We start from the raw sequence: 18,473 nt of genomic DNA on the forward strand, positions 1-18,473 counted from the left end.
CGGCATGGGCACGGCGGCCGTACAGGACCCGAAAATCCCGGCGGTCGCCGCCGACGGCTCGCTCTACCCGATCGGCAAGATGGCGGCGCACCGCCAGGGCGTCCTGCACTTGGCGGTATCGATCTTCGTGACCTGTCGGGGACGGCTGCTGATCCAGCGCCGCGCCCTGTCGAAATACCATTGTGGCGGGCTGTGGGCGAATACCTGCTGCAGCCACCCCCACTGGCGCGAGACGGCGGCCGATGCGGCCCGCCGGCGCCTCGCCGAGGAACTCGGCATCACCGGTGTCACGCTCAGCCCCATGGGGGAACTCGCCTATCGGGCCGATGTCGGCGGCGGGCTGGTCGAGCACGAGCATGTCCACCTGTTCCATGGCGCGGCCCCGGACGCCCTGACGCTCGACCCGGATCCGGAAGAGGTCTCCGACACGCGCTGGATCGGCGTCGAGGAGCTGCGCGGCGAGCTGGGGAGCGACGCCTCGCGGTTCGCGCCGTGGTTCCTGATCTATGCCGACCGCCGACCCGACCTGATGGGCTGATCCGATAACCTGAACATCTGCCTCACCCCTTCTCCAACCCTCCCCACCCGCGCACTCCCCGGATTTAGTCCGGGGTCCACGCATTTCTGCGGCAGTGAACTCACCGCGCAACCGCCAGCGTCCGTGTTGCGGACCAGTGGGCCCCGGAATAAATCCGGGGAGAGAGCGGGAGGCGGCGAGGGTCGGCTGCACCGGGCAAAAAAATTGGGCCGGTCAGCGGTACGCTGGATCCGGCCCAAGGAGAGGGATGAGAAGGGCGCCGGCTTGGATTGGCGCTCTTCCCGGACGCCGTCACTTCATAGGGGCGAGTGACGGGTACTTGTCGAGCATCGTCGCGCCGTAGAACGGCTTGAAGACACCCTGGTGGCAGGTGGCGCAGTTCGCCTTGGCCACGTCGCCGGTCGGGCCCAGACGGTTCTCCGGGAACGTGCCCTGCAACGGCGCCAGGTAGTCGGCGTTGATGCCGCGGACCATGCGGATCCCGTGCCAGGCGGTGGTGCGGGTCGGCGGGCTCATCTCCCAGCTCCCGATCGCCTGGGTGTTGTGGCAGTAGGTGCACCCGACCCCGAGGCTGCTGGACATGTGCATCATCAGCCCGTAGGTCTCCTCGGTCTGCTTGATCGAGGCGCCACCGGCATCGGTCGGCAGGGCCGCCGTGGCCTGGACCCGGATGTTGCCGTCCCCCGCCAGATAGCTGGCCAGGGAGGTCGCCGGCAGCGAGGTATAGCCGTTCTGCGCCGACGGACGGTTCTGGTCGTGGTTCCACCCCAGCATGCCCTTGCCGGCATAGCGCTGCGGCTCCTCGTCGAACCAGACGTTCTCCGGCACCGGATTGCCCCGGTGGCAGGTGTAGCAGGTCACGCCGGTCTCCTTGACGTGGTCCTGCCAGTTGGCGTTCACGTCACGGGTCATCTGGATCATCCGGCGGGCGACCACCTTGGTGTAGACCGAGTCATCCGCCAGGTTGTCCGGGTTGTGGCAGTAGTTGCATCCCTGCTCCGGCGACACCCACTCGGTGATCGCCGTCATCAGGCGGATGAACTGCGGCTCCGGAAGATCGCCCAGCACCTGGACGTTCTCGTAGACATCGCCCGCCTTGTCCGCCTGGGCCAGGTCGGCCGGGCTGTCGAGCGGATAGATCTCCTCCGGGATCGCGTTCAGCGCGGCCAGCATGGCCTGTTCCCGAGGGTTGTTGGGCTCCTGCATGCCGGTACCGCGGTACCCGGTCTGCTCGTAGCCGATCGGCGGACGCTCCCAGCCCACGGTGAAGAGGAAGGCGATCACCAGGAGGGCCGCGAAGGGCAGGATGGCCGCTAAGATGCCGAAGTTTTTCATCACACAGGCCCTCCTTATTGGGTCGGATCCGGGGTGGGCGCCCACATTTCCGGATAGGCCGGCGCAAAGTCGTGCTTCACCGCCCACAGGTACCAGTTATCGACCACCGTCCCGGTGAGCAGGATGCCGATGCCGCCGGTCAGCGGACACAGCACCGCGAACCACCAGGCCCAGCGATGGATCGATTCCATCGAGGCGTTGAAGCCCATGGTCCAGCGCCAGAACAGGGCGGCACGCTCCGAAGCCGTACCGCGGTCGACGATCTGCTCGATCTCGCGCTCGCCGCCGTAGCGGCCCACGGCCAGGATCGTCGCGCCGTGCATGGCGAACAGCAGGGCCGAGCCGTACAGGAAGACGATCGAGAGGGCGTGGAACGGGTTGTAGAACAGGTTGCCGTACCGGATCGAGAAGGCCGCCGTCCAATCCAGGTGCGGGAAGATCCCGAACGGTACCGCCTCCGACCAGCTCCCCATCAGCAGCGGCCGGATGAAGCCGAGCACCAGGTACAGCCAGATCGCCGCGGCGAAGGCCCAGGCCACATGGGTGCCCATGCCGAGCGCGCGGGCCCGGGAGTACATGCGCATCCACCAGAGCATGATCGAGGTGGTCAGCATGAACCCGGTGAACAGCCACCAGCCGCCCTCGTTCATCGGTGGGATGGAGAGCCCGTATTCCGGTGACGGCGGCTCCAGGGCGAGCCAGGGAAGCTGTCGGACGAACTCGATCGGGTTCCAGTCCACCGAGGCCCACATGTTGAGCCCGATGGTGACGAAGGCCGTCAGTCCGAAGGCGAGCGAGGCGAGGCCCAGCGACCCCAGATAAATCGGCCCGATCTGCGCGTTGCCGATCCATCCGAGGAACGGGGCGACGATCGGCGTACCGATCCTCGGCTCGTCGCCGGCGGGTAGCGGGACACCGTAGTGCGGATGTCCCTCAACCCGGACGCGTGTGAAGATATTCTGATAATGAGCCATTTCTCCCTCCTCCCCCGACTAACCCCAGACCGGCAGGTCGAGCCACCAGTTCCACCATTCGGGCCAGCCGCGGGTCCAGAAGGGCCCGCTGATGACGATGCAGACTGCACTCCAGAACCCGGCGTTCAGCGCCACGAACAGGCCGAGCCGGTGAATTCCCAGCGTGCCGACCGAGTAGCCGATCGTGTCGCGGACATAGGTGTCCTCGTGTTCCGGCGTCTTGATGGTCTCCCCCGGTTGCGGGTTGACCGACGACAGGACCACGGCCCCGTGCAGCGACAGCAGCAGGCAGGTGGTGAAGAAGAACGACACCGCCAGCATGTGCGCCGGGTTGTAGTGGAAGTGCAGGAACTGGTAGCCGACGTTCGACACCCAATCGAGGTGGCTGAAGATGCCGTAGGGAAAACCGTGTCCCCAGGCCCCCAGCAGGAACGGCCGGATCACCACCAGCGTCACATAGGCGAAGATCGCGACGCCGAAGGCGATCGGCACGTGATAGCCGATGCCGAGCTTGCGGCAGATCTCGACCTCGCGCAGGGCCCAGGACACGAAGGCGCCGATGGCGCACATGGTGATGATCTGCCAGAGCCCGCCCTCGGCCAGCGGCGCCAGCGCCAGGCCGTAACTGATGTCCGGCGGCGCGATGGAGATGAGCCAGGGATTCCAGGTCGGGCCCAGGGCCGCCCCCCAGAAGATCAGGGCGGTGCCGAGCACCGAGAAGAAGATCGTCAGGACGCCGAAGAATCCTACATAGAAGGGACCAAACCAGAAGTCGAAGAGGTCACCACCGATCAGCGTTCCGCCGCGGACCCGATATTTGCGTTCGAAACTGAGCAAAGCCATTGTCGCGCTCCTCGCATGGCCGCCTTGTTGTCACTCCGCAGGGAAAAGGGTCGGTCAGCGGCCGAAGGAGTCCCGCGGTTTTGGGGACGGACGGGGCTGTTGAGGCGCACCGTCCGTTCCCGAATTGGGTGCCGGGCGTCTGGATCGGCAGGTTCATTGTCTGAGCCTCCGATCACGATCGTCCCGGCATAGCCGTCGTCAGCCACCCAGCCAGTTGAAGCGATCTGTGCTCAACAGGATGAAATGGATCAAGAAGGCCAGGATCCCCAGGAAGACGAACTGCCCTACGAGCACCCGTCTCGGATCCATGATTAGCCAAACTCTCCACATTGCCCGTCCCTCCCTAGACCAGGTTGACCAAAGAAGTCGCTGCGACCTTGACGCCGTCGATCATCGACTGCGCATAGCCGTCAGGACCAGGGATCCAGGGGCGCCACATCCACACCAGGATGTGAGCGACCACCGCGATCGCCGTGAAGATCAGAAACCCCTGCATATAGAAGCGATGGAATTCCTGCGCCTCACCTTCGGTGAGTCCCGAAAGAGAGTCGGCCCGATTGGAATCTACCATTTTGTTTCCCTTCGGATTCTTTCTCGTATGCGTTACCGCGCTTCTCCCGCACGGCAGAGAATCCGTCGATGCCGGGCTAGGCCCGATCAATCTCGGCGGATGCCCGTCCGGCCGGAACCGGACGAACCTCGGGACCCGCTAGCCCATCATCGCGTAGGGCAGGTAAGCGCCGGCAGCGGCGCGTGCCTCCGCGAAGATGGAGCGGGTGGACTGGTCGGATGGCGGCCAGGGACGCCAGCGCGCAGGTAGGACCTTCGCGACGATGGCCGCCGACAGGAACAAGGGCAGAGTGAGGACGAAGAGCAGCCGGTAGTCCCGGTCGTCCGTGCCGTGGCCGCTTCGCCGCGGAGGCTTGTGCGTGTGCATCTGCTATTCCTCCCGTCTTGTCTTACGATCGTCAGGCCGCCCGTCCCTCCTTCATGGCGAACAGCGCCTGAGTGACTCTTTGCACCGTGATCCGGTCCTCGCCGGCCGCCTGGGCGTCGCGTTCGACGCGATCACGCAGCTGCTTGGCGGCGGAGATCCGGACCAGAAAGGGGACGGCCTCCACATGCCGGTCGAGCATCCCCTGCGCGTCGGCGTCCCAGGGACGCGTGGACGCGTGGGCCGCCTTGACCGGCGTCGCATCGACCCGGTCCATGTCGACCGACAAAGGCAGGATGTGGAACAGGGCGTCGAACAGGGCGTTGCAGTATTCCTGCACCACGTAGGTCGCCCCGGCGTAGCCCATGAACGGCGTGCCGGTGGACCGTCGGATGATCGCGCCCGGGAACGAGGCCGGAATGTACTGCGCCCGGCAGCCCAGCTCGGCGGCGTAGAGCCGCTCGTTGTAGGAGCCGAACAGCACCAGCGGCGGGGTCTTGGCCAGCGCGTCCTTCACGGCGACGTTGTCCGACTTGGTGCCGGCCGTGCGCGATACCGAGAAGGCGCAGGGGATGCCGAGTTCCTCGGTCAGGAACTGGGTGAGGCCGCGGGTATAGGTGTCGGTCGCCACGACGGCGTAGGACGCGGTCGGGAAGAAGTCCTGGGTGACGCTGCGCCACAGGTCCCAGATCGGCTTCAGCGTCGTCTGCTTCTCGCGGGCGATGAACGGCTCCGGATCCAGGCCGGTCAGCTCGCCCAGCTTGCGCAGGAAATTCGTGGTGACGTGCATCCCGATGGGCGCCTGCAGATAGGGCCGGTCCATCTCCTCGCAGAGATTTCGGCCGAACTCCCGGTACAGGCAGATGTTCACATCCGCGTCGGGGAGCTTCTTGATGTCCTTCAGATGGCTGCCCAGCGGGAAGACCATGTTGATCTCGCAACCGATGCCTTCCACCAGCCGGCTGATCTCCGCCAGGTCCGAGGGCATGTTGAAGGTGCCGTAGATCGCGCCGATGATGTTCACGCGCGGCTTGGCCCCCTCCTTCTTCTTCATCTCGGCACGGGCCGGCACCTTCTTCGGGCCGAACTCGGTCCACAGCCAGTACAGGGCGCGGTCCGCACTCTGCCACTGGTCCTCGTCGATGGTGCGCGGCAGGAAGCGGCGGATATTGGAGCCTTCCGGCGTCACGCCGCCGCCGATCATCTCGGCGATGCTGCCGGTGACGACCACCGCCGGGATGCTCTCGTCCTGGGTGGCACTGGCGCGGCGCAGCGCCTGCTCGGTGCCGTTCATCGACAGCTCGTCCTCGGACAGGCCGGTGACGGTGACCGGAAGCTCGTGCGGCGGCAGGCCGTCGGTGTAGTGCAGGACGGCCGTGACCGGCAGGTTCTCGCAGCCCACCGGGCCGTCGATGACGCAGCGCAGACCCTTGATGGCGGTGAAGGCATAGACCGCCCCCCAGTAGCCGCCCGCGCGATCGTGATCGAGGACCAGCATGGCTCAGTCTCCCGCCGACATCGGTGACGCCGCCGCGCGGGACGGCACGGTGTAGCCGGCGGTCTCGCCGGTGCCGACACCGTCGAAGAAGTCGACCATGTCGGCGAAGCGGGCCCGTCCCCCGGTCTGTGCCGCCACGATGCCGGCCATTGAGGCCGCACCGGCGGGACCGAACAGGGGCCGGGCGGAGACCATGTTCGTGAAGTAGACCGCCGGCGTTCCTTGCTCCTTGGCAGCCTGCACCAGAGGCGTGGTCCCCAATGCGAGGTCGGGTTTGACGTCCTTCATCGCGGCGAGGTCCTGCTCGAGCGAGGCGCGGTACTGCACGTGGCAGCCCTTGGCCTCCAGCCACTCGCGGTCGTCCTTGCTCCACTCGGTCTTCGGGCAGGCGGTGCCGACATAAGGCACCCGCGCGCCGGCCTCGATCAGCAGGCGGGCGACCAGCAGCTCGGAGCCCTCGTAGCCGGAGACCGTCACCGTCGCCTTCACCGGATTGCCGGCCAGCGCGCCGCGGATCGCCGGCAGGGCGGCGGACTTAGCGGCATCGATCTGCTTCTCGGACACGCCGGCGGCGGCACCGATCTTTTCCAGCCAGGCGGCCGTGCCGTCGACCCCGACCGGGCCGGAGCCGACCACCGGCCGACCGGCGGTCGCGAACTCGCGCACGCTGGCGATATAGAAGGGATGCACGGCGGCGGCCACGCGGCTGTCCAGGCAGGCATAGAGGTCGCGCCATTCCCGCGAGGGAAGCTGCGGCGCCACCGACAGGCCCATGGGATCCAGCAGCGCGCCGATGCCGACCGGATCGGCCGGGAACAGCTCGCCGATCAGGGTGACGGTCGGCCGGTCGTCCTTGAGCGAGCGCGGGCGGGCAACGGGCCCGGCTTCGATTTCCTTGCGGGCATAGCGCAGCATCGCGCCGGCCAGCACGTCCTTGGCTTCCGCATGGGTCGGTACGCCGAAACCGGGGACGTCGATGCCGATGATCCGCACGCCGTCGATCTGCGGCGGCAACCGGTCGAGCGGGACGCCCGACGCCGTCGGCACACACAGGTTGATGACCACGACCGCGTCGTACTTCTCCGGATCCGCGATTTCCTTGGTGGCGTCGCGGATGTCCTCGTAGAGCTGGCCGGTGACCAGGGTCTCCGAATTGAACGGGACGTAGCCGACCGTGCGTCGCGCACCGTAGAAATGCGAGGTGAAGGTCAGGCCGTACACGCAGCAGGCAGAGCCGGACAGGATCGTCGCGGTGCGTCGCATCCGCAGGCCGACGCGCAGGGCGCCGAAGGCCGGACACATGGATTGCGGCTGATCGTGCGGGCCCTTGGGATAATCGGCGGCGAGCTGGTCGAGGGTGTCGCTCTTGCCGGCCGACCGGGCCGCGTCTTCCATCACGCCGGGGCCGGCATGGCAGCCGAGCAGGGCCTTCTCCGCCTTCTTCTTGGCGGCGGAAGGCGCTGAAGCCTTGCGGGGATCGGGACCGATATCTTGCATCTCGACTGCCCTCACACGCCTTCGTAGACGACTTCGAGGGACGGCCGCGGGGCGTAGGCGGCCCCGCACATGTCGGCGAGGGACGCCGGCTGCAGGGTCACGCCGCGCCCGACCGCGTCGCCCTTGAACAGGCCGAGCAGGTCGTCGTGGCTGAGCGGGGTCGGACGCACCGGCGGCGCCTCGGCGGCACGGGCCGCGAGACCTTCGAACAGGGAGGCCCATTCGGTGCCGGGCCGGCCGATGATCTCGTAGTTGGCGCTCTTGCGGCGGATGTCCTCGTGGGCCGGGATTTCGGCCAGGACCGGGATGCCGACCGCCTTGGCGAAGGCCTGGGCCTCGCCGGTGCCGTCGTCCTTGTTGATCATCAGCCCGGCGACGCCGACATTGCCCCCGAGATTGCGGAAGTAGTCGACCGCCGAGCAGACGTTGTTGGCGACATAGAGCGACTGCAGGTCGTTCGAGCCGACGACGATGACCTTCTGGCACATGTCGCGGGCGATCGGCAGACCGAAGCCGCCGCACACCACGTCGCCCAGGAAGTCGAGCAGGACGTAGTCGAAGTCCCAGTCGTGGAAGCCGAGCTTCTCCAGCAGTTCGAAGCCGTGGATGATTCCGCGTCCGCCGCAACCGCGCCCGACCTCGGGACCGCCGAGCTCCATGGCGAAGACGCCGTCCCGCATGAAGCAGACGTCGCCGATCTCGACAGTCTCGCCGGCCGCCTTCTTCTTCGAGGACGTCTCGATGATCGTCGGGCAGCTCCGCCCGCCGAACAGCAGCGAGGTGGTGTCGCTCTTCGGATCGCAGCCGATCAGCAGCACCCGCTTGCCCTGCTGGGCCATCATGTAACTGAGGTTGGCGAGCGTGAAGCTCTTGCCGATCCCGCCCTTGCCGTAGATCGCGATGACCTCGGTCTTCTTGGCCGGCGCATGCTCGATGTCGGTGTCGGTAGCGAGCGTGGCGTGAGCTGTCAGGGTCGGCGTCATGAGAACGCTCTCCAATCCATGATCATCTTGAGACAGTCGGCATCCTCGAAGGCGGTGCGGTACGCACCCTCGGCCTGGGCGGCATCGACGCGGTGGGTGATCAGGCCGTCCAGCGACAGCCGACCCTCGTCGATCAACGCGATCACGGCCGTGAGGTCGGCCGGCTTCCACTCCGCGGCGATGCGGATGCGCGCCTCGCGGATGAAGGCCGGCGGAAAGGCGAAGCCCAGGGGCTTGCTGTAGAACCCCGCCAGCACGATCTCGCCACCCGGGGCGAGGCAGGCGATGACGGTGTCCAGAATCTCGGAGTCGCCGCTGACGTCGCAGATCACCGGGTAGTTCCGGCGGTCATCATCCATCGGATGCACGACCTCGTAGCCGACGGCGCCGGACCGGCGGCCGGCGTTGGTCTCCCACACCACCGGTGCGGGTGTGCCGCGTTCGGCGGCGAGAACCGTCGTGATCCGGGCGATCAGGCGACCCAGCACGCCGTGCCCGACGATGAGCTCCGGCAGGCGCGCCTCGGGCGCGGCGAGGGCGTGGTAGGCGGTGGCGGCCAGCGCCATCAGCGTACCGCGCTCGCCCAGTCCGTCGTCGATCCGCACGGCCCGGGCCGAGGGCACCACCAAGCGCGAGGCGGAGCCGCCGAACAGGCCGCGGATCTCACCGAAACACTGGGCGCCTGGAACGAAAACCCGCTCGCCCGATCGGGCACCACCGGCGATCCGACCGACCGTTTCGTACCCCGGAACCAGCGGATATCCCATGCCCGGGAAGGCCGGCATCTGGCCGGAATACAGCAAGCGCTCGGTCCCGGTGCTGACCCCGGTCCAGTCGATGTTCACCACCACGTCGTCCGGGCCGGGCTCGGTCAGATCGACCGCGCGGAACGACAGGCGCTCGGGCTGTTCGAGGACGATGGCGGTAGCGGAGATCATCAGACGGGTTCCTCCGGGTCGGCGGCTTGGGTCCGCTCTATCTAGTGTTGTCAGTCTAGCTTTACATTTTAGAGTGTCAAATCTTTTTGACATCTTTTCTTAACCAATTGCCTTACACCTCGGCCGTCAGAAGACGGGCCAGCATCGGCCGGCGGGTGGGCACCTCGCGGACCGCCCGGAAGCCCGCCTTGCGCAGCATGTCCCGCAGTTTCTCGACGCTCCGGCAGCGCCCTCGCCCCATGGCCAGGAGATAGAATCCGAAATACGCGTCGCCGATCGGCTCGGGCCTCTCAGCGTCGGTCATCACCTCGGCCAGCAGCAGCCGGCCACCCGGCGCCAGGGCCGCGCGCACCTGGCCGAGCAGGCGGGCGACACGCGCGTCGTCGTGGTCGAAGCACACCCGGATCAGGGTCGCGACATCCGCCCCCACGGGCAGCGGATCGCGATGGAAATCCAGTCCGGCGACCTGCGCCCGCCCCTCGAGCCCCTCGGCCGCGAACCGGTCCCGCGCCAGCTCCGCGACCGACGGCAGATCGGCGACGACGGCGTGCAGTCCGGGGTGGCGATGGAGAGCGGCGGCGACGAAGCGGCCCGACCCGCCGCCCACGTCCATGAGCAGCCTGCGGCCGTCCAGGGGATGGGCATCCAGAACGTCCTCGGCGACCATCGGCACCGAGGCCGCCATCAGCTCGCTATAGGCCGCGACCCGGTCGCCGCTCAGCCCCGACGCCGCCTCGGCGGTGGCGTAGCCCCAATAGTGTTCCAGCGCCCTTTCCCCCGAACCGCCGCGCAGCAGGGCGGTCGGATCGGCGAGGTCGGCGTAGAGGGCGGCGTGATGCTCGATCATCTCGGCCACGCCGGCATTGCCCAGCAGGGCGGCGCCGAGATCGGCCAGCCCGTAGACCCCCTCCCCGCAGCGACGCGTCAGGCCGAGGGCGGTGGACGCCCGCAGCAGCCGCTCCAACGCATCGGCATCGAGCGACAGGTCGCGGGCAAGCGCCGCCACCGGGCGGGGACCGCCGGCCAGATGTTCCGCCACACGGAGCCGCACGAAGGCGACAAGGATCTGGGAGTAGACGAAGCCGGCGCAGAGGTCGAACAGCGCCCGTCCCTTGCGCCGGGCGATCCAGCGGGTCGGCGGAAACCCCGCGGCGAAGCGCTGGAAGGTGGGATCGGCGATCAGCCGTATCCGGAAATTCTGCCACCGATCCCGCCAGGAGCCGGACGCAGGGGGATGGATCGGGGTCGCGTGATCGGCCATGGCCGGTGCCGCCGTCAGGCGGCGTGGCGGACCGCGCCCTTGGGAAGGATCTTGCCGCCCTCGGCCATGACCATCGCGCACAGGCCGTCACGGCCGGGACAGTCGGGGATCGACTCGACGGCCCGGCGCATCAGTGTCGCCAGCCGCTTCTTCGCCCCCTCCAGTCCAAGCTCTCGGGCGGCGTTGGGACGGGCATGCGCCTGGTCCTGTCCGACCGGCTTGCCGATCACCTCCGGGTCGGCGATCAGGTCGCAGATATCGTCCGCCACCTGATACGCTTCGCCCAGGCCGTTGCCGAAGGCCATCCAGGGCTCTCCAACGCGACCGGCGGCGATCGCCCCGGCGGCGGCGGCGCCGGCGAACAGGGCGCCGGTCTTGGCCCGCTGATAGGCCGACAGATCCACCTTGGCCTCGCCTTCCCAGGCCTGACCGGCGCAGATGCCGCCCGGTGTGCCCACCGCGCGGCCCACGGCCGCGACCAAGGGGCCGAGACGCTCCGGCCGACCGCCCGCGCCACGCGCCAGGGTCTCGAAGGCCATCACGATCAGTGCGTCGCCGGTCAGCACGGCAAGCGGCTCGCCATAGGCGCGGTGCAGCGACGGCTTGCCCCGCCGCGTCGAGGCGCCGTCGAAGGCGGGCAGGTCATCGTGAGCGAGGGACGCGCAGTGCAGCAGCTCGATCGCCGCGGCCGCCGCGTCGCTCACCTCCGGCGCGTCGTCGCCGCAGGCGGCGGCAACACCGAGAAGGATCCGCGGTCGGATCCGGTGCCCGGCGGGGAACACAGCATAACGGATGGCGGCCGCCAGTCCGGGAGGAGCCTCCTGGGTCTCTCCCGCCGACACTGCCGCCTCGAGGGCCTGCTCGATCCTGAGCCTGATGTCCATCTCCGCCTCCCTCGTGTTTTTCTGTGTATTTCTTATTGGACATTTTAATGTGTCAATTATTCTATACACACGTTGAATTCCCCGGCAACGAACGATTGCGACCCCATGATCCGATCGGACCGGAAGCGCATCTCCCACGAGCCGGCCCCGACGAGCGACCGGGTGATCATCGTGGGCGCGGGAATGGCGGGCCTGTCCGCCGCCGTGCTGCTGGCGGCGCGCGGCCTCGCGGTCACGGTGGTGGAAGCGGCGGATCATGCCGGCGGCAAGATCCGGGCGGTTCCGGTCGCCGGCCGGCCAGTGGATTCCGGCCCGACCGTGGTGACCATGCGCTGGGCCTTCGAGGAGCTGTTCGACGACGCCGGAACCCGGCTGGACGATCATCTGACACTGCGGCCGGCGGAGATCCTGGCCCGCCATGCCTGGAGCCGGGACGAACGCCTGGACCTGTTCGCCGATCCCGAACGCTCGGCCGCGGCGATCGCCGATTTCGCCGGGATCGCGGAAGCCGACCGGTACCGGGACTTCTGCGACCACGCGGCGCGGGTCTACCGCAGCATGGAAGCGCCGTTCATCCGCGGGCCACGCCCCACGCCGATCGGCCTTTCCCTGGCCGGCGGATTGTCGGGCGCGCGCGACCTCGCCGCCGCCCAGCCCTTCGCCACCCTGTGGGACGCGCTCGGCCGACGGTTCCGCGACCCGCGGCTGCGCCAGCTCTATGCCCGCTATGCCACCTATTGCGGCGCCTCGCCCTTCGCGGCGCCGGCGACGCTGATGCTGATCGCCCATGTGGAGCAGTCCGGCGTGTGGACCATCGACGGCGGCATGACGCGCCTGCCGGAGGCCATGACGGCCGTCGCGGCATCCCACGGCGCCGCGTTCCGGTTCTCCACCGGTGCGGAGACGATCCTGACCGACGGCGGACGGACGACCGGCGTTCGGCTGGACGACGGCGAAACCCTGCGCGCCGACGCCGTGCTGTTCTGCGGCGATGTCAGCGCGCTGGGTAGCGGCCTATTGGGCGAGGCGGTGCGCGGTGCCGCGACGGCCACCGCACCGGGCAGGCGCTCCCTGTCCGCCCTCACCCTGTCGATGGTGGCCGAGACCGACGGGTTCCCCCTGGTCCGGCACAACGTCTTTTTCGGCGACGACTATCGCGGCGAGTTCGAGGACCTGTTCCGGCACCGCCGCCTGCCGCACCGGCCCACCGTCTATCTATGCGCCCAGGACCGGGATGCCGGGGACGGCGAGGGTGACCGCACAACCGGGCCGGAGCGACTGTTCGCCATCATCAATGCCCCCGCCACCGGCGACACCGAGACCTTCGAGGACGAGGAGACACAGCGATGCACAGAGAGCGCGACGGCCCTGATGGCGCGCTGCGGCCTCACCCTCGCCGGCACCCCGGCGCAGAGGGTGGTGACGAGTCCGGCGGATTTCGCGCGCCGGTTTCCCGGCACGGGGGGCGCGATCTACGGACCGGCGGGACACGGGTGGAAGGCGGCGTTCGAGAGGAACGGGGCGCAGACCCGGCTGCCGGGGCTGTACCTGGCGGGGGGCAGCGTGCATCCGGGGCCGGGAATCGCGATGGCGGCGCTGTCGGGCCGGCGCGCGGCCGAGCGGATCCTGACGGACCTGACTTCGCGCAACCGGTCCCGCCGGGTGGCTATGCCTGGTGGTATGTCGATGCGATCAGCGACGACGGGACCTGCGGACTGACGATCATCGCCTTCGTCGGCAGCGTGTTCTCGCCCTATTACGCCTGGGCCGGCCGCCGCGAGCCGGAGGATCACTGCGCGATCAACGTGGCGCTGTACGGCGCCCGGTCGGATCGCTGGGCGATGACCGAGCGAGGCCGCGGCGCCCTCGGCCGGACGACGAACCACTTCACCCTCGCCGGCTCCTCGCTGCACTGGACCGGCACCGAGCTGGTCATCGAGCTCGATGAACGGGCCACACCGCATCTGACCCCGATCCGCGGCACCGTCACCCTGACCCCGGAGGTCCTGCCCGGCCGGCAGTACCCGCTCGACCCCGAGGGCCGTCACGTCTGGCGGCCGATCGCGCCGCTGGCCCGGGTGACCGTCGCGCTCGACAGCCCGCGCACCCGGTGGCAGGGCCACGCCTATCTGGACGCCAACCGTGGCGAGGAGCCTCTCGAAGACGGCTTTCGCCGGTGGGACTGGTCGCGGCTGCGCCGAGGCGACGGCGCCGTCGTCCTCTACGACGCCGAGCGCCGGGACGGCAGCGACCTGCGCATGGCCCTGCGCTTCGATCCCGACGGCGCGGTGGAGGATTTCGTGCCGCCGCCGCAGATCTGCCTGCCCGACGGGTTCTGGGGCGTGCGCCGGAACACCCGGGCGGATACCACCAACGGCGCGGTCATCCGCCGGGTGCTGGAGGACAGCCCGTTCTACACCCGCGAGATGCTGGACCTGCGCCTGGACGGCACGGAGTCGGTGGCGATCCACGAAAGTCTGGACCTGGACCGCTTCGCCCACCCGGTGGTCAGGCTGATGCTGCCGTTCCGCATGCCGCGCTGGACCGCCGGTCTGCCCTGACCGCTCAGCACGGCTCCGTCTCGTTATCGCGCGCCGCCTCGCGCTCGCGGCGCTCGCGCTCCCGCTTCAACTGGTTCAGCTCCCGCAGCTGCCAGAAGCCGAGCCCGAATGCGACCACCACGATGAACAGCGGCTCGATCAGCGCCAGCATGTCCGACGACACGGCCCTACCCCCTGGCTTCGACCGGATTCAGCCGGACGATGCTGAGATTGAGCGCCCCGGCGAAGGTCACCCAGGCGAGGTAGGGAACCAGCAGCCCGGCCGCGAGCGGCGAGATCGGCAGGAAGGCGATGATGGTCGCCAGGATCGACGTCCACAGCAGCAGCAGCTCGTAGAACGCCAGATCCGGCCGGCGCAGTCCGAAGAACAGCGGGCTCCAGCCGGCGTTCAGCAGAAGCTGCACCCCGTAGATCGTCAGTGCCGGCGCCATGGCCGGCCAGGACGAGGCTTTCCAGACCAGCCAGCCCGAAATGGCAATCATGGCATAGAGGATCGTCCAGGCCGGACCGAACAGCCAGTTCGGCGGCCGCCACCACGGCTTGGCGAGCTGCTCGTACCACTGGCCGGGCTTGAACAGCACGCCGGTCAGCGCGGCCGCCGTGCAGGCGACGATGAAAACGATCAGGGCCGGATCGAACAAGACTATCTCCCTCAGGCCTGGCCGAGCGACGCTCCACCCGACACCGATCTAGGCCTTCGATCGTTGAGTTCCAGGCGCATGACCAGATCGGCGGTCCACACGGCGCGCTCGCCGAAGCTGCGGCCGGGCTGCGGACGCGGGGCCGGACCGGCCTCCACCGCCGCCACCAGGAACCGGGTCTCCGCCAGGGGCTCGTCGCGCAGGCCTGGCATGATGCGCTGCCCGGTCAGTATGGCGCGGGCCAGGAGGGCCAGTTTGCGTTGCCGTCCGACCACCGCGCGGCCGTCCACGCCGTTATAACCGCGCCGGGCCACCTCGCGGCCGATCTCGGCATAGAGCAGATGCGCCGCCCGCACGCCGGTCCGACAGCCGATCGGCAATTGGCCGATGCCGGCATGGGAGCGGACGTAGAGCCGGTCCGCCTCGTCCAGCAGCCGGCGCACCACATGGCCGAGGGCCGCATCGTGCCGTGGGGCGGCGCGCCAGACCTCAGGGTCGAGTCCGGCCTCGCGCATCCACGCCTTCGGCAAGTAGAGCCGTCCGAGCCGCGCATCGGCGCCGACATCACGGGCGATGTTGGTGAGCTGCATGGCGACGCCCAGATCCGCCGCGCGGGCGATGACGGGCCCGGCGCGGGCGCCCATCAGCACCGTCATCATCGCGCCGACACTGCCGGCCACCCGGGCGGCATAGGCGCGCAGTTCGCCGATCGTCTCGTAGTCCCGACCGAGCGCGTCCCAGGCGAAACCGTCCACCAGCGCATCGGGCAGCGCCCGCGGCAGGGCGAAGCGCTCCACCACCCGGGTAAAGGCGCGGTCGACCGGGTCGCCATCCGCCTGTCCGGCATAGATCCGGTCGAGGCGCCGCCGCACCGACTCCACAGCCGCCTCCACCTGTCCGGGCTCGGCCTCGTCCACTGCGTCGTCGGCGGTCCGGCAGAAGGCGTAAAGCGCCAGGGCCGGTTCGGCGACCGCGGCCGGCAGCAGGCGCGAGGCGGCATGGAAGCTGCGCGACCCCTGGGCGATCAGCGCCCGGCAGGCCTCGCGGTCCGCCGCCTCCCGCATCATGTCAGCGGATCGCATCGGCATGGGGCACCACCGCGTCGAGAATCTTGGCCGAACACAGCACGCCGGGCACGCCGGCGCCGGGATGGGTACCCGCACCCACCAGATACAGGCGTTCCAGTTCCTCCGAACGGTTGTGCGGCCGGAACCAGGCGCTCTGGGTCAGCAGCGGCTGCAGCGAGAACCCGGCGCCCAGCGGCGTATTCAGACTGTCGCGGAAATACGGCGGCGTGACCACGCGCGAGGTCACCACCGACCGCTCCAGACCGGGCAGCACTGTCGCCGACAGATGCGCCTCGATGCGCCGCCGATAGGGCTCGGCCGCCGCCTCCCAGTCGATGCCGGCGGCCAGGTTGGGCACCGGCGACAGCACGTAGAAGGCGTCGTGGCCCGGCGGTGCCAGGGCCGGGTCGGTGGCGGTCGGCCGGTGCAGATACAGGCTGAAATCATCGGCCAGCACGCCGCGCCGGAAAATGTCCTCCAGCAGGCCGCGATAGCGCGGACCGAGCAGGATGCTGTGATGGGGCACGTCCTCGTAGCGCCGGTCGGTGCCGAAATACCAGACGAACAGGCTCATGGAATACCGGGCCCGGGCGACCCGCCGGTCGGTCCAGCGCCGCCGGTCCGTGCGCCGCAGCAGATGCCCATAGGTCCAGCCCGGATCGGCGTTGGAGACGACCAGATCGGCCGCGACCGTCTCGCCGGACGCCAGACGCACGCCGACGGCACGGCGGCCGCTGGTGACGATCTCGTCGACCTCGGCGCCGCAGCACAGCGTCCCGCCCTGCCCCGCGATCAGGCCCGCCAGGCCTTTGACCAGGGCGCCCGTTCCGCCCATGGCGAAATGCACCCCCCAGCGTCGCTCCAGCTCCGGGATCAGGGCATAGACCGCGGTGGTGGCGAAGGGATTGCCGCCGATCAGCAGGGGATGGAAGCTGAGGATCGCCCGCAGGCCGGGATCGCGGACGTATTTCGCCGCCAGCCCGTGCACCGAGCGCAGCGCGCCGTGGGTCAGCAGGTCCGGGGCCAGCTTGGCCATGCCCAGCGGGTCGTGCATCGGCCGATCGCCCTGGCCGAGAAAGGCGAGATCGCAGAGCCGCCGGCATTCCGCCTGGAACCGCACGAAGCCCGCCCCCTCTCCCGGGAACAGCGCCTCCACACGGGCCCGCATCTCGTCCTCGTCGCGGCAGACGTCGATGAACCGGCCATCGGCAAGGCTGATGCGATAGAACGGATCGAGTTCGTGCAGGTCGATGTCGTCGGACATCCGGCGGCCGGCCAGGGTCCAGAGTTCCTCGAAGACATGGGGCACGGTGATGATGGTCGGACCGGCGTCGAAGGTGAAACCGTCCTGTCGGAAGACGAAAGCCCGGCCGCCGGGGGCGTCGAGCTTTTCCAAGACGGTGACCCGATAGCCCCGCGCGCCGAGTCGGACGGCAGCGGCCAGTCCGCCGAACCCCGCGCCGATCACCACCGCATGAGGCCGTGGATCGCCCGGCCGGTCGGGCACCCGCGTCGGGGGGCGCTGCCGGTCAACACGCCCCATCGGGAGATCGAGTGTATCCATTAATTTACAGTACGTGTGTCCATTTTATTTTCCAAGCACGAAGCGGCCATATCGCCCGGCGCGGGCAGAACGCCGGACTCGCGGGCGACGCGGCGGATCAGGGCGGCGATCTCCGCCGGCCGTTCCTCATGGGCGAGATGGCCGCCCCATGGCAGGGTCTCCAGCCTGGCGGACGGGATGCGGCCGGCGAGGTCGGCGGCCTGGCCCGGCGGAACGGTCCGGTCGCCGGCCGCCGCCACCAGCAGCAAGGGGATGCCCAGTTCCGGCAGTTCCCGCGCGAGGCGCCGCAGGTCCCAGTTGGCCATCATCCCCAGAGCGCCCGCCACATGCCGCGGACTGGACGCCAGACGCCGATAGAGCGCCGCGCTGGACGGATCGACGCTGGACCCCGTGCTCGCGATGAGCCGCCCGAACGCCTCCGGTCGGGACAAGCGCCAGGACAGGAAGCCCGGCGTCACCGGGTTGATCGCCATCAGTTTGGCCAGGGGGGAAAACAGGCGTCCGGCGACCCCGGCGAACGGCACCAGCGCACCGTTCAGGCTGACCAGCGCCCGGAGCGACGGCCGACGATCCAACGTGCAGCGGGCGAGGATGGCCGCGCCCGCCGAATGGCCGACGCCCATGGCCGGCCGCACCTCCAGGGCGTCGACCAGCTCGGCGATCCCGTGGGCCATGCCCGGCAGGGAGAGACCATACTGGGACGCGGCCCCGGTAAAGCCGTGGCCGGGCAGGTCGGGGGAGACCACGGTGAAATCCCGCGCCAGCTCCTCGACCATGCCGGCCCAGCTATGGGTCGAGGCGCCGGTACCGTGCAGCAGCAGCAGACCCGGGCCGGCGCCGGCCACCTGCACATGCCAGCGCAGCCGGCCCGCACGCACGAACCGGCTGTGGACGGCGTTCGGCCAGTCGGGGCCGTCCCGGTTCCAGTCGAGGTCGCGGCCGGAGGTCATGCATC

Annotated in this window: 20 protein-coding genes; 3 read left to right on the top strand and 17 right to left on the bottom strand. The window is 69.1% G+C overall.

Annotation, left to right across the window (positions count from 1 at the left end; all coding sequences use genetic code 11):
- The first annotated feature begins 4 nt into the window (after nt 1-4).
- Nucleotides 5-538 (top strand): isopentenyl-diphosphate Delta-isomerase, encoded by a 534-nt coding sequence (gene idi / locus BLS34_RS04055; protein WP_093148347.1) that lies wholly within the window; start codon nt 5-7, stop codon nt 536-538.
- A gap of 291 nt (nt 539-829) precedes the next feature.
- On the opposite strand, the gene pufC is transcribed toward idi, so the two are convergent.
- From pufC to BLS34_RS04115, 12 genes are all read right to left on the bottom strand, one after another.
- Nucleotides 830-1,873 (bottom strand): photosynthetic reaction center cytochrome PufC, encoded by a 1,044-nt coding sequence (pufC, locus tag BLS34_RS04060; RefSeq protein ID WP_028793875.1) that lies wholly within the window; start codon nt 1,871-1,873, stop codon nt 830-832.
- Between the two features lie 14 nt (nt 1,874-1,887).
- A complete protein-coding gene (gene pufM, locus BLS34_RS04065; RefSeq protein ID WP_028793874.1) occupies nt 1,888-2,847 on the bottom strand; it encodes a photosynthetic reaction center subunit M in 960 nt (319 codons plus the stop codon).
- An 18-nt stretch (nt 2,848-2,865) separates the two neighbouring features.
- On the bottom strand, nt 2,866-3,690 hold the full coding sequence (gene pufL / locus BLS34_RS04070) for a photosynthetic reaction center subunit L (protein ID WP_028793873.1): 825 nt from the start codon (nt 3,688-3,690) through the stop codon (nt 2,866-2,868).
- Between the two features lie 198 nt (nt 3,691-3,888).
- Entirely contained in the window at nt 3,889-4,020 is a 132-nt protein-coding gene (gene pufA / locus BLS34_RS04075) for a light-harvesting antenna LH1, alpha subunit (RefSeq protein WP_084618767.1), read from the bottom strand.
- 13 nt (nt 4,021-4,033) lie between these two features.
- A complete protein-coding gene (gene pufB, locus BLS34_RS04080; RefSeq protein ID WP_028793872.1) occupies nt 4,034-4,261 on the bottom strand; it encodes a light-harvesting antenna LH1, beta subunit in 228 nt (75 codons plus the stop codon).
- Nucleotides 4,262-4,399: 138 nt separating this feature from the next.
- Entirely contained in the window at nt 4,400-4,627 is a 228-nt protein-coding gene (locus BLS34_RS04085) for a hypothetical protein (RefSeq protein WP_038013917.1), read from the bottom strand.
- Between the two features lie 31 nt (nt 4,628-4,658).
- Entirely contained in the window at nt 4,659-6,122 is a 1,464-nt protein-coding gene (gene bchZ, locus BLS34_RS04090; RefSeq protein ID WP_093148350.1) for a chlorophyllide a reductase subunit Z, read from the bottom strand.
- 3 nt (nt 6,123-6,125) lie between these two features.
- The gene (gene bchY / locus BLS34_RS04095) at nt 6,126-7,619 is read right to left on the bottom strand and encodes a chlorophyllide a reductase subunit Y (protein ID WP_084618766.1); all 1,494 of its coding nucleotides are present in this window, start codon (nt 7,617-7,619) and stop codon (nt 6,126-6,128) included.
- Nucleotides 7,620-7,630: 11 nt separating this feature from the next.
- Nucleotides 7,631-8,602, bottom strand: coding sequence for a chlorophyllide a reductase iron protein subunit X (locus BLS34_RS04100; RefSeq protein WP_028793870.1), 972 nt, complete (start codon nt 8,600-8,602; stop codon nt 7,631-7,633).
- A complete protein-coding gene (gene bchC, locus BLS34_RS04105) occupies nt 8,599-9,540 on the bottom strand; it encodes a chlorophyll synthesis pathway protein BchC (protein WP_425441422.1) in 942 nt (313 codons plus the stop codon). The genes BLS34_RS04100 and bchC overlap by 4 nt, the downstream gene beginning before the upstream one ends.
- A 112-nt stretch (nt 9,541-9,652) precedes the next feature.
- Nucleotides 9,653-10,801: a methyltransferase gene (locus BLS34_RS04110; protein ID WP_093148353.1), complete on the bottom strand. Its 1,149-nt coding sequence runs from the start codon at nt 10,799-10,801 to the stop codon at nt 9,653-9,655.
- Nucleotides 10,802-10,815: 14 nt separating this feature from the next.
- Nucleotides 10,816-11,685: a polyprenyl synthetase family protein gene (locus BLS34_RS04115; protein ID WP_093148355.1), complete on the bottom strand. Its 870-nt coding sequence runs from the start codon at nt 11,683-11,685 to the stop codon at nt 10,816-10,818.
- Between the two features lie 105 nt (nt 11,686-11,790).
- Between BLS34_RS04115 and crtD the strand changes: the two genes are divergently transcribed.
- Together crtD and BLS34_RS04125 are read left to right on the top strand one after the other, a co-directional pair.
- Entirely contained in the window at nt 11,791-13,404 is a 1,614-nt protein-coding gene (gene crtD / locus BLS34_RS04120; protein ID WP_093148357.1) for a 1-hydroxycarotenoid 3,4-desaturase CrtD, read from the top strand.
- 23 nt (nt 13,405-13,427) lie between these two features.
- Nucleotides 13,428-14,246: a carotenoid 1,2-hydratase gene (locus BLS34_RS04125; RefSeq protein WP_245701911.1), complete on the top strand. Its 819-nt coding sequence runs from the start codon at nt 13,428-13,430 to the stop codon at nt 14,244-14,246.
- A gap of 4 nt (nt 14,247-14,250) precedes the next feature.
- Here the strand turns inward: BLS34_RS04125 and BLS34_RS25265 are convergent, their stop codons facing one another.
- From BLS34_RS25265 to bchO, 5 genes are read right to left on the bottom strand one after another with little or no spacing between them, the layout of a single operon-like run.
- The gene (locus BLS34_RS25265; RefSeq protein ID WP_139189089.1) at nt 14,251-14,409 is read right to left on the bottom strand and encodes an SURF1 family protein; all 159 of its coding nucleotides are present in this window, start codon (nt 14,407-14,409) and stop codon (nt 14,251-14,253) included.
- A 4-nt stretch (nt 14,410-14,413) separates the two neighbouring features.
- A complete protein-coding gene (locus BLS34_RS04130; protein WP_093148360.1) occupies nt 14,414-14,887 on the bottom strand; it encodes a TspO/MBR family protein in 474 nt (157 codons plus the stop codon).
- An 11-nt stretch (nt 14,888-14,898) separates the two neighbouring features.
- Nucleotides 14,899-15,975, bottom strand: a complete 1,077-nt coding sequence (locus BLS34_RS04135) for a phytoene/squalene synthase family protein (RefSeq protein WP_093148363.1) — start codon at nt 15,973-15,975, stop codon at nt 14,899-14,901.
- Entirely contained in the window at nt 15,956-17,497 is a 1,542-nt protein-coding gene (gene crtI, locus BLS34_RS04140; protein WP_093148669.1) for a phytoene desaturase family protein, read from the bottom strand. The genes BLS34_RS04135 and crtI overlap by 20 nt, the downstream gene beginning before the upstream one ends.
- A gap of 20 nt (nt 17,498-17,517) precedes the next feature.
- Nucleotides 17,518-18,468, bottom strand: a complete 951-nt coding sequence (bchO, locus tag BLS34_RS04145) for an alpha/beta fold hydrolase BchO (protein ID WP_093148366.1) — start codon at nt 18,466-18,468, stop codon at nt 17,518-17,520.
- Nucleotides 18,469-18,473: the final 5 nt, after the last annotated feature.

The sequence above is a fragment of the Thalassobaculum litoreum DSM 18839 genome, from assembly GCF_900102465.1.
Classification (GTDB): Bacteria; Pseudomonadota; Alphaproteobacteria; order Thalassobaculales; family Thalassobaculaceae; genus Thalassobaculum; species Thalassobaculum litoreum.